Genomic DNA, 13,358 nt, shown 5'->3' with positions numbered 1-13,358 from the left:
GACCGGGAGAAAATCCGAAGTTCGTAGGGTTGCCGCCGGAGCAATTCGCGTGTTAACCAGTGCCGCCTGATATTCGCCGATGTGGGCGGAACGTTCGGGTTCGTCCCGTTTACGCCGGGCGGAGACGCTACGGTCGATGCATGGCCCTCGCGGTCTGCCTGCTGTTCGACCGGCGAAGCGAGCGTGCCCTGCGGGCGCTGTGGGACAGGCTCGAGGCACGCGGCGTGCCCACCCTGCGTTCCCACACCCACGGCCTGCACCACCCACACATGTCCTACGTGGTGTTGATCGACTGGGACCTCGACAAGGTGCGCGCCGCCGTTGCGGCCCTGCCGGACCGGGGCCCGTTCGAACTGGCCTTCGACGCGGTCGGGGCGTTCCGGCGCGGACGGATTTCTCTGGTGCCCGCCGGCCCGGCCGATCTCGTGGTCCGCCAGCAGGCGGTGGTGGAGGCGGTCCGCGCGACCGGAGCCCTGGTCCACCAGCACTACGAGATCGGGCGCTGGCTCCCGCACTGCGCGCTTGCCCCCCGCGCCCAGCTCACCCAGCTCGCGGACGTCGCCGCACTGGTCTACGACGTGCTCCCGCTCACCGTCCAGGTCACCCGAGCCGCGCTCATCAACAGCGCGACCGGGGAGCGTTGGCCCCTGGCCACCCTGCCCTGAACGAACGGCCCGGCGGCCGGCTCGACACCGTCTCCTCGACGAGAACGCCCCCGGCCGGGGTGGCAGCCGCCACCGCCCGCACGGCAGTGGCGTTCCATGACCGGAACAAACGTCCCAATAGGCCAGTATTGTGCTCCATTGAGAGCAAGGTCACGAGTGTCGCAAAAGACATTTTCAATCGACCGCGCACGGCACCCGCTCCCCAATATTCGGCAGGTCAACGCCCTGGCCCGCGCCGCAATCCGACAAATCGGCCGTACCGCTGGTCGGTCCGGGTGACGACCCGCGGTCCTGGTGACTCCGGCAAGCGGTCACTACACTCCCTGCTCGAGCGCACGGAACCGGGAATGTGACCCATTGATGAGGCCGACATGGACCACGCGGAAGCCCGTCACCGACTTCTACCGGTGCCCACTTCGGCTTCCACGGGAACCGCAGGACATGGATCAGCGCCGACTACGTAGACACTGCCGGGCGATCGTGCGGGAGATCCCGCTCCCCCGCCCGTTCTCGGTGCGGGCGCTCTGCGACGTCATCGCCGAACAACGCCGACGCCCGCTCTACCTCCATCCCCTGCCGGCCGAGGCCAACGAGGAATGGCCGTGCGGGATGTGGATCGCCACCGAGCGGGCCGATCACATCTTCTACGAGGAACGCACGAGCGCGTTCCACCGGGACCACATCATCCTGCACGAGATCGGGCACATGTTGTGCGACCACACCGTCCCGGCGCTTCCGGAGCAGCTCACCTCGCCACCCGACGATCAGGTGGACACCAGGCTGGCCCAGCACATCCTGCGTCGCACCAGCTACACCACCCGGCAGGAGAAGGAAGCGGAGATGGTGGCCAGCCTCATCCTGGAGCAGGTGACGAAGTTGCGCGGCCTGCCCAGCGACGAGCACGACCGGTGGCTCGGCTCCGTGCTCGGGGTAGTCGATGATTGAGCAGGTCATCCGGCTCGGCCTGCTCGTCCTGTGCTGGACGGTCGTCGTCGTGCGCATCTCGGCGTTGCGGTCGCCCCGTCAGCGCCCGGTCTGGTTCACCCTGCTCACGCTCGGACTTGGCGTCACCATGTTGCAGAGCGGTTTGAGTCGTGCCCTCAACCGGTTGACCGGGATCCCGCTGTCCAGCCTGGTCTCGGGCCTGCTCGCGGTCAGCCTCGTCACCGCGTTGCTCGCGTTCGCGGTCCGCGTCTGGCAGGGGACCGACACCGGCCCGGCACCATGGCAACGTCTCCGTATGGGCTACGCCCTGGCGACAGCGGTCGTGATGTCCGTGTCGTTCGCGTTCACGGTCATGCACGATGTTCCAGCACGCGACCGTTTTCTCCCCCCGGTGGGGACTTTCAACGCGCTGACCGTCTACTGGCTGACGTACCTGTCCTACATGTTCGTGGTCAACGTGTGGGCTACCGTGCTGTTCTGGCGGGAACTTCCCCGGGTGCGTTCCTGGCTGGTCCGCACGGCCGTGCTCCTGCTGGCCCTGGCCACCACCGTGATCGTGGTCTACTCCGGAACCCGTGTCGCAGCGGTGTTCTCCACGACGCCCGAGCTGATCAGGCTCGGCCTGCTGCTGTCGTCGACGTACTTCGTGCTCGTGGCGTTGGGGTGTTCCGTCGCCGCCATCGAGCCTCTTGCCCAGGGCGCGGTGAGCTGGTGGCACTGCACGAAGCTCTATCCGTTGTGGCGCAACCTGTGTCACGCCGTGCCCCACGTCGCGCTGCAGAAGCCTCGAGGGTGGTTCCTCGACGTGCTCGCGGTACGGAACGGGCAGCTGCGTCTTCACCGGCGGCTCATCGAGATCAGGGATGGCTTGTTGGTGTTGCGCGACTGGGTTACGCCCGCTGATCTCGAACGCATCGACGCGGCGGTCACCGGCGCGGGGCTCAACGGCGACGGGGCGGAATCCGCGAGGACCGCCTGCTGGCTTCAGGTGGCCATACACGCGAAGCAGGTCGGGAACCCGCGCATCGCGACAGAGCCGCTCGACCTCGCCCGCCACGGGGGATCCGACGCCGACAGCGAACTTCGCTGGCTGCGTGCGGTGGCCAAGGAGTGGCGTTCCCCGATCGTCTTGCGGTGTGCCGAGGCCATCAACGCCGAGCGACCGCCAGTCCCCGTTCTGGGATCGTGAGGTCTACCGACCGCGGACACACCGAGACTGTTCGGCGCACGCGGGCTAGCGGACGCGCCGACCCGCCCGGAACACTGCGCGCACCTCGAGCAACGCCTCGAGACGCTCGAGCGGATTCCCGGCTACCGCAAGGACATCAGCGTCATAGCCAGGAGCAACCCTGCCCTTGCGGTCGGCCACACCGCACGCCTGGGCGGCCACGCTGGTGGCTGCGGCAATCGCCTCGGCATGGGCGAAGCCGAGCAGCGCGCCGAAGTCGATGACGCCGTACGGGAGGCAGTCGTGGGTCTTGAGCGGACCGACCCCGGCATCCGACGAGCACACCAGGCGCAGGCCCTCTCGCTGCATCTTGCCGAAGTTGTCGCGCACCTTGGCGACGAGCGCAGGCATCTTCTCCTCGGGGCGGCGCGCGGTTGTCGTACTGACCAGCACGCCAGCCTCGACCATGGCCGCTACCGTCCTCCAGTCGGGCTCCGCGTCACCCTGCCCGTCGTGCAGGCGAAGGAAGAAACCGTGTTCGATGACATCAACCCCGGCTGCCACCGCATCGGCGATACCGCCGCCGCTGTGTGCGTGCGCGCACACCGGCCTGCCCGCCTCGTGGGCGGTCTCCACCACCGCCCGCAGTTCTGCCAGGCCGTACTGCGACTCGAACGGTGACCACCCCGGGGTGAGGACACCGCCGGTGGCCATCACCTTGATCGCGTCCATGCCGCGGGCGACCCGTTCGGCCACCGCCGCACGGACCCCGTCGACCCCGTCGGCCTCACCGCCGAGGAACCAACAGTGCCCGCCGGTACGGGTGATCGGCGGCCCGGCCAGGAGAAGCTCGGGACCAACATCAGCGCCGGACTCGTACTCCGCGCGCAGGCTCAGCCCGAGGTAGTTGCGGTCGCCCAGGTCTCGGACAGTCGTGATCCCGGCCCGCAACGCCTGCCGCGCATGCGTACGCATCCGGTCGAGCACCGTGGCGTCGTCCTCCTGCCGAAGCTGCTCGAACGGGTGACCGTGGGGGTCGAATGCCAGGTGGACGTGCGAGTCCACCAAGCCCGGCAACAGGGTCACGTCGCCGAGGTCGACCACGTGCAGGTCCGCGGACGGACGGATGCCCGACAAGTCGACATCGACGATCCGTCCGGCACGGATCACCACCAGCGGGCGGCCCGGACGGAGCGTCACACCGTCGAACAACCGGGCGGCCCGGAGTCCCCACATCGACCCGTCGGCGGCCCCGCCAGGCGGGTTGTCCTCTTTGTCCGAATGGGTCACGCGGTCCTCCCCGAAGTCCCCGGCGCCAGCCCGGGCACGTGCCGTCCACCTGGGGGCAGCACAGCGAAACACAACTGGTTTCCCCGAGCCTACCTGCTGGGGCGTTTCTCCTTACCGCGACGGGATCTCATCCGTCCCGGTCGCCGCAAATCGGACCCGGTCGACACGCGGGCCGGTCAGAGCCACTCTTCGCGCAGGACGTCCAGGTTGACGAACGTCGGGGGCTCGGTACACAGCTCGACGAACCTATCGTGAATGTTGTTGGTTTCCGGCAGGTTCGAGTTCGCCATGGCTTCCTCGTAGGAAGGGAAGACCAGGATCTCGATGTACCTGGTGGCGTCGTCGCGGTCGCGGCACACCGTGGTCCGGCTTGCGGTGCGCTTCCCCTTGCTTGCCGCGATCCACTCGTCCAGAAGGCGGGAAACCTCGTCCGGCTCGGTCGTGCGGTAGTCGATCAGCTGGACAAAGGCCATCCGTCTCGCACCCCTCGCTCGTGTGGTCGTACCCGGGTGCCTGTTGGCAGCGCGCGTCCACCCCGGTCCCGATCCGGAATCCTGACAGCCACAACGGCCACGGCCACGGCGAGATTCCCACTGCACGGCATCGAAGATGACGAAGGGGCCCGGTCGTGCGGGCGCACGACCGGGCCCCTTCAGCCCGAATCTGCTTACTCGCTGGTGGCTGGTTGGGCGACCTTGCCCGCTCCGTCACCGGGCTCGTCGCCGGTACCGTCCCCGGATGCGGCGTCGGTCGTGGTCACCTGGCCGTCCTGGCCACGCTTGACCGCGGTCAGCAGCAGCTGGGCAACGTCGAGGACCTCGGTGCCGCCCGGCGCCACGCCCTCGTTCTGTCGTGCGGTCACGCCGTCGGTCATCATCACGCGGCAGAACGGGCAGCCGGTCGCGATCTTGGTGGGCGCGGTGCCCAGGGCCTCGTCGACCCGCTCCAGGTTGATCCGCTTGCCGACGCGCTCCTCCATCCACATCCGGGCGCCGCCGGCGCCACAGCACAGCGCCCGGTCGGCGTGCCGCGGCATCTCCCGCAGCTGGGCACCGGTCGCGCCGACCAGCTCGCGTGGCGGCGAGTAGACCTTGTTGTGCCGGCCCAGGTAGCAGGGGTCGTGGTAGGTGACGTCCTCGGCCGTCGACGACACCGGCACCAGCCGCCGCTCCCGCACCAGCCGGTTGAGCAGCTGGGTGTGGTGGACGACGTCGAACTCGCCGCCCAGTTGCGGGTACTCGTTGGACAGGGTGTTGAAGCAGTGCGGGCAGGTGACGACGATCTTGCGCTTGGCGCGCTCCCGGCCCTCGAACACCGAGTTGAGCACCTCGACGTTCTGCTGCGCCAGCATCTGGAAGAGGAACTCGTTGCCGGCCCGCCGCGCCGGGTCGCCGGTGCAGGTCTCCTCCGGGCCCAGAACCACGTATTCGACGTCGGCGATGTGCAGCAGCTCGGCCACCGCGCGGGTGGTCTTCTTGGCGCGGTCCTCGAAGGCACCGGCGCAGCCGACCCAGAACAGGTACTCGACGTCGTCGGCCAGTTCGCCGTCGAACACCGGCACCTCGAACGGCAGGCCCTCGGTCCAGGCCAGCCGGTCGCGGGCGTTCTGGCCCCACGGGTTGCCCTTGTTCTCCAGGTTCTTGAACATCCCGCCCAGCTCGGTCGGGAAGTCCGACTCGATGAGGACCTGGTAGCGCCGCATGTCGACAATGTGGTCGACGTGCTCGATGTCCACCGGGCACTGCTCCACACAGGCGCCGCAGGTGGTGCAGGACCACAACACCTCGGGATCGATGACGCCCAGCTCGTCCGGCCCGCCCACCAGCGGCCGTTCCGCCTCGGCCAGCGCCAGCGCGTCGATCTTGGCCAGCCGCGCCTCGGCGCCCTCGCCGGTGATGCCGACCTCGTCGCCGGCCATGTCCTTGCGGCCACCGGCCAGCAGGTAGGGCGCCTTGGCGTAGCCGTGGTCCCGCAGCGAGGTGATGAGCAGCTTCGGCGACAGCGGCTTACCGGTGTTCCACGCCGGGCACTGCGACTGGCAGCGGCCGCACTCGGTGCAGGTGGTGAAGTCCAGCCAGCCCTTCCAGGAGAAGTCCTCGACCTTGCCGGCACCGAAGACGTCCTTGTCGGGGTCGGCTTCCTCGAAGTCCAGCGGCTTGCCACCGCTCATCATCGGCTTGACCGCGCCCAGGGCGACGTCGCCGTCGTTCTCACGCTTGAAGTAGATGTTGAAGAACGCGCTGAACCGGTGCCAGGCCACGCCCATGGTCAGCACGCGGCTGACCACGATGAGCCACACCATGCCGGACACCAGCTTGATGAACGCCATGACCGACACCCAGTTGGTGCTCGAGGGGAGCATGTGGCCGACGGGGTTGGTCACGAAATTCGCCCACAACGGCATGGTCTCCAGGCCGCTGGCGACCTTGAACGCCTTGACGCCCAGGATGCCCAGGCCCTCGATGACGACGACGGCCTCGACGAAGTACGCCTGCCAGAAGCTCGAGCCGGCGAACCGGGACTGGCGGTCGGACCGCCGCGGGTGGTTGAGCTGGCGGACGATGATCAACGCGGTGCCGCCGACCACCGTGCCGACGCCGAGTACCTCGGCGACGAAGGCCCACACCGACCAGCCGCCGATGATGGGCCAGTGGAACGAGGGCACGAAGATCTCGCCGTAGGCCTCGAACAGCACCGCCGAGCCGATGATGAAGCCCCACATCACGAACCAGTGCCACGGCCCGACGTGCCGCCACTTGTTCATCCTGGTGTGCGCCGCGAACTCCTTGATCAGGGTCGCCATGCGCGGGAGGAACGGTCCGTTGCGCGTGGGGTCGGGCTGGCCCAGCCGGATGATCCGGACCATGCGGACCACGCCTGAGAAGAACAGGCCCCAGGCGACGACGCTCAGGGCGACGCCGGTCAGCCCCAGTGCGACCTGAAGGGCACCCATGCTCGCGGCCTCCTGTCCGGGAACGTTCTGCTGGGCGAGACTACGCCATATTACTCACCGGTAACCAAGCTGCCGGCAATGACCTGGATCACCCGGAAGCACCCCGTTCCCGACACACTAATCGCAGGTCAGGAGCGCTGCAGGTGGTAAGGCTGCGCTCAGTCGACCAGGTCGCGGGGGCACAGCCGGACCGGTAACGCGACCAGCCCCCGCAGCACGCCCGGTCGCCACACCAGTTCGGCGTCGGCAACGGCCAGCCTGAGCTCGGCGAACCGGTCGAGCGCAGCCGCGAGCGCGACCCGCGCCTCCAGCCGGGCCAGCTGGGCCCCGAGGCAGAAGTGCACGCCGTGGCCGAAGGCCAGGTGGGGGTTGTCCCGCCGGGCGAGGTCCAGTCGGTCGGCGTCGTCGAACCGGTCGCCGTCGCGGTTGGCCGAGTTGAGCGCGACGAGGACGACGTCGCCGGCCGGAATGGCCTGCCCACCCAGTTCGAGGTCGGCGGCGACGAACCGGTGGGTGGCCATCTCCACCGGGCTCTCGTAGCGCAGCACCTCCTCGATGGCCTCGGGCAGCAACTCGGGTCGCTGGCGGAGCAGCGCGAGCTGGTCGGGATGCCGCAGGAACAGGTAGAGGGCGGTACCGATGAGGTTGGCGGCCGTCTCCTGGCCGGCGACGAGGAAGAGGAAGACCATGGAGGACAGCTCGTCCTCGCTCAGCCGGTCGTTCTCGACCCGCGCGGCGACCAGCTCGGACAACAGGTCGTCGGCGGGCTGCCGCCGTTTGGCGGCCAGCAGCTGGCGCAGGTAGTGGTACATGGCCGTTGCGGCCGCGGGGAACCGGTCGGCGGCGAGCCGGCCGGCCACGATGACGGTGGACCACTCCCGGAACCGGTCCTGGTCGGCGGCCGGAATGCCGAGCAGCTCGCACAGCACCCCGGCGGGCAGGGGTGCCGCGAAGTCGCGCACGAGGTCCGCCCGATCGGGGTCGATGCCCTCCAGCAGGTCGGCCGCGAGGCGCTCGACCAGCGGGCGCATCGCCTCGATCCGCCGCGGGGTGAAGACGTCGGCCACCAGGCGCCGCAGCCGGGCGTGGTGCGGCGGGTCCGCGTTGAGCATGTGGCTGGTCATCGCACGGCGGAGGTCGGCGGGCACGAGCGCGAAGGCGTCCAGGTGGCCGAACCGCCGCACGTCGGTGGAAAGTCGCGGGTCGGCCAGGGCCTTTCGCGCGTCCGCGTACCGCGTCACCAGCCAGGCATGTTTTCCCGAAGGTAGCCCGATGGCGTGGACCGCGTCTTTGTCCCGCAGCACCGCATATATCGGATGCGGGTTCGCCTCGAACTCCGGCGTGAACACACCATTGTTACCCTGACCCGCGCCATGATCCTGCGCCATCCGGCGTATTCACCGCCCCCTGCATATTACCCACCGAGCGAGGGGCGATATTACGTTTCACCCGGCCGCCCCTCAATGTGATCGGACTCACATCCCAATGGAGGATTGCCGTCGCACTCACCCGTTTCGAGGATCTTGACGTAAGAATCCCTGCCGCCCGCCCTCGTTTTTACCCCCGGGTGACGACGCAGCTCGCCCGGTTGGCGTCGTCGAAATTCCAGGAAATCTGGAGGGGGAGCCATGGACCATTCGGCGGAATTGTTGGGCGCCGCACGCACCAGGCCGGGCGAGCAGTACCCGCCCGGGGGCAACCGCCGGCCAACGCGGGTCGTCCCCCCGCCGCCGGCCGGGTTGCGGGCCCGGTGACCGCTCACGACGAGCTGGCCGCCGACCAGCTCACCCTCGCGGCGTTCACGGCACTGTCCCCGGCCCGCCAGGCCGAGCTGCTGCACGCCCGCCGGGTGCGGCCAGCACTGGGCGAGGCCGCGCGCGTCCTGGTCATGCTGGGCCGCCCCCGGACCTGTATCCCGGGCCTGCTCGCCTACACCCTGGCCCTCGGCCAGGTCGGTGGCGAGCTGACCCCGGGCACCGTGTGGGGCGCGGTACTGGCCTTCCTGGTCGGTTTTTCCGGCAACCTGCACAATGTTTACACCGATGTGGCGGAGGACAGCCGCAACCTGCCCGGTCGGGTTTTCCTCCTCTACCGACTGGGCCTGCCGACGCTGCGCGGCGTGCTCGTCGCGTTGAACGTGCTCATGGCGGGCTCCGCGCTATGTTACGGAATCGATTTCTTTCTCTTCGTGGTGATCGGCCTGATCGGACTGCACCAATACTCCTTCCGGCCGCTGCGGATGAAGGCCCGTCCGGTACTCGGCCTCTACGTCTTCGCCCAAGCGGTGGTCGGCCCATTCCTGATCGGCTGGTTCGCGGTTCCACCCGGGCCGCGCTGGCCGGACGCCCAAATCTGGTCAGTCCTGCTGTTCCTGCTCGCGTGGTTCGTCGCGAAAGGATTGTTCAAGAACGTGCCGGACTACTACGGCGACCGCGAGGCGGGTCTGCGGACCTCGGCCACGTTCTTCCCTTCCTGGGGGAGTGCGGCGCTGGCCGCGTCCGCCGCGACCGTGGCGTCCTACCTCTGCTACCCGCTCCTGGCGCTCACCGGCGCCGTCCCGATGCGCTCGCTGCTGGCCATGCTCTGGGTTCCGGTCGTGCTCGTGCAGTGTGTCCGGCTCGTGCGCGCCGGCGATGGTCCGCACGGCAACGAGGTCCTGCGCGTGGACATGGTGCTGTCGAGCGCCTTCCTGGCCACGGTGCTGGTCCTGACCTTCCCCACCATCACCAGCGCTGCAGCCGTCCTGCTCTCCGCGATCATCCTGGTGACCAGCGACATGACGAACATGGACTCGCGACGCGCGGTGGATGCCGAGCTGCCGGAACGGCCACGCACACCGCAGCGACTCTTCGACCGGGTCGCCCGCTACTACGACACGCTCAACTCGCTGCTCAGCCTCGGTCAGGATCGCCGATGGCGTGCCTTCACCGCCCATGCGCTACGACTTCCGCCCGGTGCCTGCGTACTCGACCTGGCGACCGGGACCGGCAGCCTCGCCGTGTCGTTGGCCCGGCGCCGAACCGACATGCGTGTCGTCGGATGCGATCTCAACTCCGCGATGTTGGCCGTCGGGCGGCGGCGTATCCACCGGCTGGGTCTGGCCGGCAGAGTGCGGTTGCTGCGGGCGGATGCCGCGGCACTCCCACTGGCGGGCCAGTCCTTCGACGCCGTGTGCGTCGCGTTCGCCATCGACGACATGGCCGATCGGTCCCTGGTGGCCGCGGAGATCCGGAGGGTCCTCCGGCCCGGTGGGCAGCTTGCCGTGCTGGAGCTGGCCGTCCCGGAACAACCGTTCCTCCGGCGTTTCTACAAGGGGTTACTCACGATCATGGCGGCGCTGGGCCGGGCCCGGAGGTTCGACGCCTACAGGCACCTCCGTGTCGAGATCCTCGGCTATCGGGGGGCGAACGCAGTTCGGTCCTTGTTGGTCGACTCCGGTTTCCGTGCCTACCGCCGGCATGCACTGACCGGCGGGATCGCGGTGCTGCACGTCGCCGAGTGTCCGGGGGAGGCGGCATGCAGGTGAACAAGCACGTCTACGCAGAGCTGCTGGGCCGACGGCGGTTCGCCGACGACGTGGTGGACGAGCTCGACCAGGTCGGCACCGACGTCGTGTTCGGTATGCCGGCGGAGTCGGTGAACCCGCTGGTTGATGCGTTACGGAAGCACGAACGCGTGCGGTTCGTCGCCGTGCGGCACGAGGGCGCCGGCGCGTTGATGGCGTCCGCCTATGCCAAGGCGTCCGGTCGGCTCGGTGTATGCCTCGGCACGGCCGGGCCAGGCGCGGCCCACCTGCTACTCGGCACCTACGACGCGCTTGTCGACCAGGTTCCTTTGTTGGCGATCTCCGGACAGGTGCCCCTCGAACAGGTGGGCCGCCAGGCGTTCCAGGAGATCGACAGCGTCCGGCTCTTCGCCGACTCCTGCCCGGACAACCGGCTCATCACCTCCCCGGCGCAGCGTGTCCTGGTCCGACGTGCGGTGAACGCGGCCTTGGTGGGGCGTGCCCCATCCCATCTGGCCTGTCCCTCCACCATCCTGGCCGCACCAGCACCGACCAGCCGGTACCCGCGGTCTCCCACCGTGACGGCGCCCGCCCGCACGCACGGCCCCGTCAGCGAGCCACCCGCTCCGACGCCGAGGCAGGTGCCGGCAGCGGTGCTGTGGGCCATGGAACGGGTGCTGCCGAGGGACACGATTCTCGCGGTCGAGCCCGAACTCCATGCTGATCCCACCCTCTTCGTCCTCGCCTCGCAGGGCCGGACCGTGATCTCCTCCGGCCTCGATGTTTCGGGGTACGCCTTGCCTGCGGCGATCGGGGCGGCATTCGCCCAACCGACCCGGACCGTCGTCGGGATCACCACCGCCCGCCTCGTTCCGGACTTCATCCCTGAACTCCTCACCGCGCAGCGATATCGGATGCCGCTGCTACTGGTCTGTCTCGACGACGGAGGCCACCTCGACATCGCTCGGATGGCCGGCGCGGGCGGTGTCGACGTGCGTAACGCCGCGAACCTCGATGACCTGCCGGATCTGTTGTGCATCGCGCAGCGGGTCCGTGGCCCGAGTGTGGTCGTCACCAGGAGTCCGGAGGAGCACCAACGAAGCGAGGTCCAACGGTCGGAGCAGCACACGGTCGCTCATGCCTTGGCGATGTTCCTCGCCAAGGCCGGGATCAGCAGGGCATACGGCCGTTTCACCGACGCCCGGTTCCTACTGGGAAACCTCGACACTGCGGGCTTTCGGGTGTGTGAAACGGGACATGGGGAGTCCGCCGCTCTCATGGCGTCGGCCGTGGGCAAGTTCGCACGGGAACCGGCTCTTGCCGTCGCGGTAGGCCCTGCCGATCTGTTGCTCCAGGTCAACGGTGTCTTCGACGCCGCCTACGACAATGCGCCTCTGCTCCTACTCGGTGTCAATCGCGGTGACCATGTCGACGGTGCCGCACTGCTCGGTGGAATCGCCCACTGCGCGAGGTTGACCGAAGCACCCGAATCCTGGGAGGACGCGGTCGCGGCCGTCAGGACCGTCGTGGACGGCGGTGGCGTGGCCTATCTCGAGGTCGCGCCGGACCTGCTGGACGAGGAGAGCACAAGCTGCCCCAGCTGGCCTGGATCGACGCCCCGTGCGGAGGTCCTGCCTTCCACCGCCGCGATCGACCGTGTCTGTGCGGTGCTGTCCCGCGCGCGTCGCCCCGCCATCCTCGTCGGTCGCGGGGCGACCGGGGTGGGCGAGGACGTCGCGAAGCTGGCCACCCTGCTGGGCGCACCGATCGTGACGACCATGCCGGGCCGCGGCGTGGTTTCCGACAACCACCCCCACGTCGCCGGCGGGATCGGCTCTTCCGGACATCGCTCGGCGGACAGCACATTGCGTGGCTGCGACGTGCTACTCGCGCTGGGTGTCTCAGCCCGGGGTTCCTCCGCGTTCGACCTGCCCGGAAGGTTCCTGCTGATCCAGGTGGACCACGATCCGCTCCGGTTCAGCGCCACAGACCGCCCGTTACTCCCGGTGCACGGCAGCGTCCGGGCGACCCTGAAGCACCTTCTCGATCGACTCCGAAACCGTAGGTCCTCGTTGCCGAGTGCGCGACAGGCGTTCGTCCGGGAGCGACGCGCAGAGCATCTGGCCTGGTTACGTCGCACAACCACGCTTCCGTACCGGAGGACGGCCGCGCTGCAACCATCGGCGATCGCAATGTCCATTGTGGATGAGGTAGGCGGCCGCTCACCGGTCGTCACAGTCGACGTCGGCCTGGTGACCTTCTGGATCTACCGGTACTTCCATGGTGACCAAACCTTCGTCTGGACCAGTTCCTTCGCCACCATGGGATTTGCCGTTCCAGCCGCGGCAGCACTCGCACCGATCGCCGACGATCGCCCGGTCATCGCCGCGGTGGGGGACGGGGGTCTGGCCATCACGATGAGTGAGCTGGCCACCCTCGCGGAGCTGGACCACACCGTCATCGTCGTGGTGTTCAACAACGGGAAGCTGGGTGCGATCAGGTTCGAGCAGGAGATCATGGGCTGGCCGGAGCACGCCTCCGCGCTGTACAACGGGGACCTCGCCGAGGCTGCCCGCGCGTTCGGCATCCCGGCGTGGCGGGTGACCACCGAACCGGAGTTGCGCGCGGCCCTGCGGGTTGCCCGCGGGCACGGCCGGCCATGCCTCATTGACGCGGTGTGCGAGCCCAACGAGGTTCCCGCCCTGGGCCAGCGGGGGCGGACCACCACCCAGACCATCGCGTTCCTGCTCGCGCTGGCGAGGGAGGCGGTACGTGCGGTGCGCGGCGGTGACCCGGAACATGAGCCCGCCCGGTTTCCGGGGCGGGGGTGAC

9 protein-coding genes are annotated in these 13,358 nt (G+C 68.8%); 5 read left to right on the top strand and 4 right to left on the bottom strand.

Annotated elements, in window-relative coordinates; all coding sequences use genetic code 11:
- Positions 1-140: 140 nt before the first annotated feature.
- From IEY55_RS27840 to IEY55_RS27830, 3 genes are all read left to right on the top strand, one after another.
- Complete coding sequence (locus tag IEY55_RS27840) at positions 141-665, top strand: 2'-5' RNA ligase family protein (RefSeq protein ID WP_189061536.1); 525 nt, start codon at positions 141-143, stop codon at positions 663-665.
- 360 nt (positions 666-1,025) lie between these two features.
- Positions 1,026-1,610, top strand: coding sequence for a M78 family metallopeptidase domain-containing protein (locus IEY55_RS27835; RefSeq protein WP_189061535.1), 585 nt, complete (start codon positions 1,026-1,028; stop codon positions 1,608-1,610).
- Positions 1,603-2,799 carry an MAB_1171c family putative transporter gene (locus IEY55_RS27830; protein WP_189061534.1) on the top strand — a complete coding sequence of 399 codons (1,197 nt, stop codon included), beginning with the start codon at positions 1,603-1,605 and terminating at the stop codon, positions 2,797-2,799. The genes IEY55_RS27835 and IEY55_RS27830 overlap by 8 nt, the downstream gene beginning before the upstream one ends.
- A gap of 45 nt (positions 2,800-2,844) precedes the next feature.
- On the opposite strand, the gene IEY55_RS27825 is transcribed toward IEY55_RS27830, so the two are convergent.
- The 4 genes from IEY55_RS27825 to IEY55_RS27810 form a co-directional block, all read right to left on the bottom strand.
- On the bottom strand, positions 2,845-4,068 hold the full coding sequence (locus IEY55_RS27825) for an amidohydrolase family protein (RefSeq protein WP_229686825.1): 1,224 nt from the start codon (positions 4,066-4,068) through the stop codon (positions 2,845-2,847).
- A gap of 176 nt (positions 4,069-4,244) precedes the next feature.
- Positions 4,245-4,541: a hypothetical protein gene (locus IEY55_RS27820; protein WP_189061533.1), complete on the bottom strand. Its 297-nt coding sequence runs from the start codon at positions 4,539-4,541 to the stop codon at positions 4,245-4,247.
- Positions 4,542-4,735: 194 nt separating this feature from the next.
- Positions 4,736-7,021 (bottom strand): (Fe-S)-binding protein, encoded by a 2,286-nt coding sequence (locus IEY55_RS27815; RefSeq protein ID WP_189061532.1) that lies wholly within the window; start codon positions 7,019-7,021, stop codon positions 4,736-4,738.
- 158 nt (positions 7,022-7,179) lie between these two features.
- Complete coding sequence (locus IEY55_RS27810) at positions 7,180-8,370, bottom strand: cytochrome P450 family protein (protein ID WP_229686824.1); 1,191 nt, start codon at positions 8,368-8,370, stop codon at positions 7,180-7,182.
- A 401-nt stretch (positions 8,371-8,771) separates the two neighbouring features.
- Here IEY55_RS27810 and IEY55_RS27805 point away from each other — a divergent pair, with 401 nt between their 5' ends.
- Together IEY55_RS27805 and IEY55_RS27800 are read left to right on the top strand one after the other, a co-directional pair.
- Positions 8,772-10,547, top strand: a complete 1,776-nt coding sequence (locus IEY55_RS27805; RefSeq protein ID WP_189061530.1) for a ubiquinone/menaquinone biosynthesis methyltransferase — start codon at positions 8,772-8,774, stop codon at positions 10,545-10,547.
- Entirely contained in the window at positions 10,538-13,357 is a 2,820-nt protein-coding gene (locus IEY55_RS27800; protein ID WP_189061529.1) for a thiamine pyrophosphate-dependent enzyme, read from the top strand. Before IEY55_RS27805 ends, IEY55_RS27800 begins: the two co-directional genes overlap by 10 nt.
- The last annotated feature ends 1 nt before the right edge of the window (position 13,358 follow it).

Source organism: Longimycelium tulufanense (assembly GCF_014645795.1).
GTDB lineage: Bacteria > Actinomycetota > Actinomycetes > Mycobacteriales > Pseudonocardiaceae > Longimycelium > Longimycelium tulufanense.
Note: the sequence above shows the minus strand (reverse complement) of the source record. Positions and strands in the feature narration are given on the sequence as shown.

What these genes read in the sequence shown, in the direction of transcription:
- IEY55_RS27835 (WP_189061535.1), top strand. Translation starts at nt 1,026, where the DNA reads ATGAGGCCGACATGGACCACGCGGAAGCCCGTCACCGACTTCTACCGG.
- IEY55_RS27800 (WP_189061529.1), top strand. Translation starts at nt 10,538, where the DNA reads ATGCAGGTGAACAAGCACGTCTACGCAGAGCTGCTGGGCCGACGGCGG.
- IEY55_RS27830 (WP_189061534.1), top strand. Translation starts at nt 1,603, where the DNA reads ATGATTGAGCAGGTCATCCGGCTCGGCCTGCTCGTCCTGTGCTGGACG.
- IEY55_RS27840 (WP_189061536.1), top strand. Translation starts at nt 141, where the DNA reads ATGGCCCTCGCGGTCTGCCTGCTGTTCGACCGGCGAAGCGAGCGTGCC.
- IEY55_RS27815 (WP_189061532.1), bottom strand. Translation starts at nt 7,021, where the DNA reads ATGGGTGCCCTTCAGGTCGCACTGGGGCTGACCGGCGTCGCCCTGAGC.
- IEY55_RS27820 (WP_189061533.1), bottom strand. Translation starts at nt 4,541, where the DNA reads ATGGCCTTTGTCCAGCTGATCGACTACCGCACGACCGAGCCGGACGAG.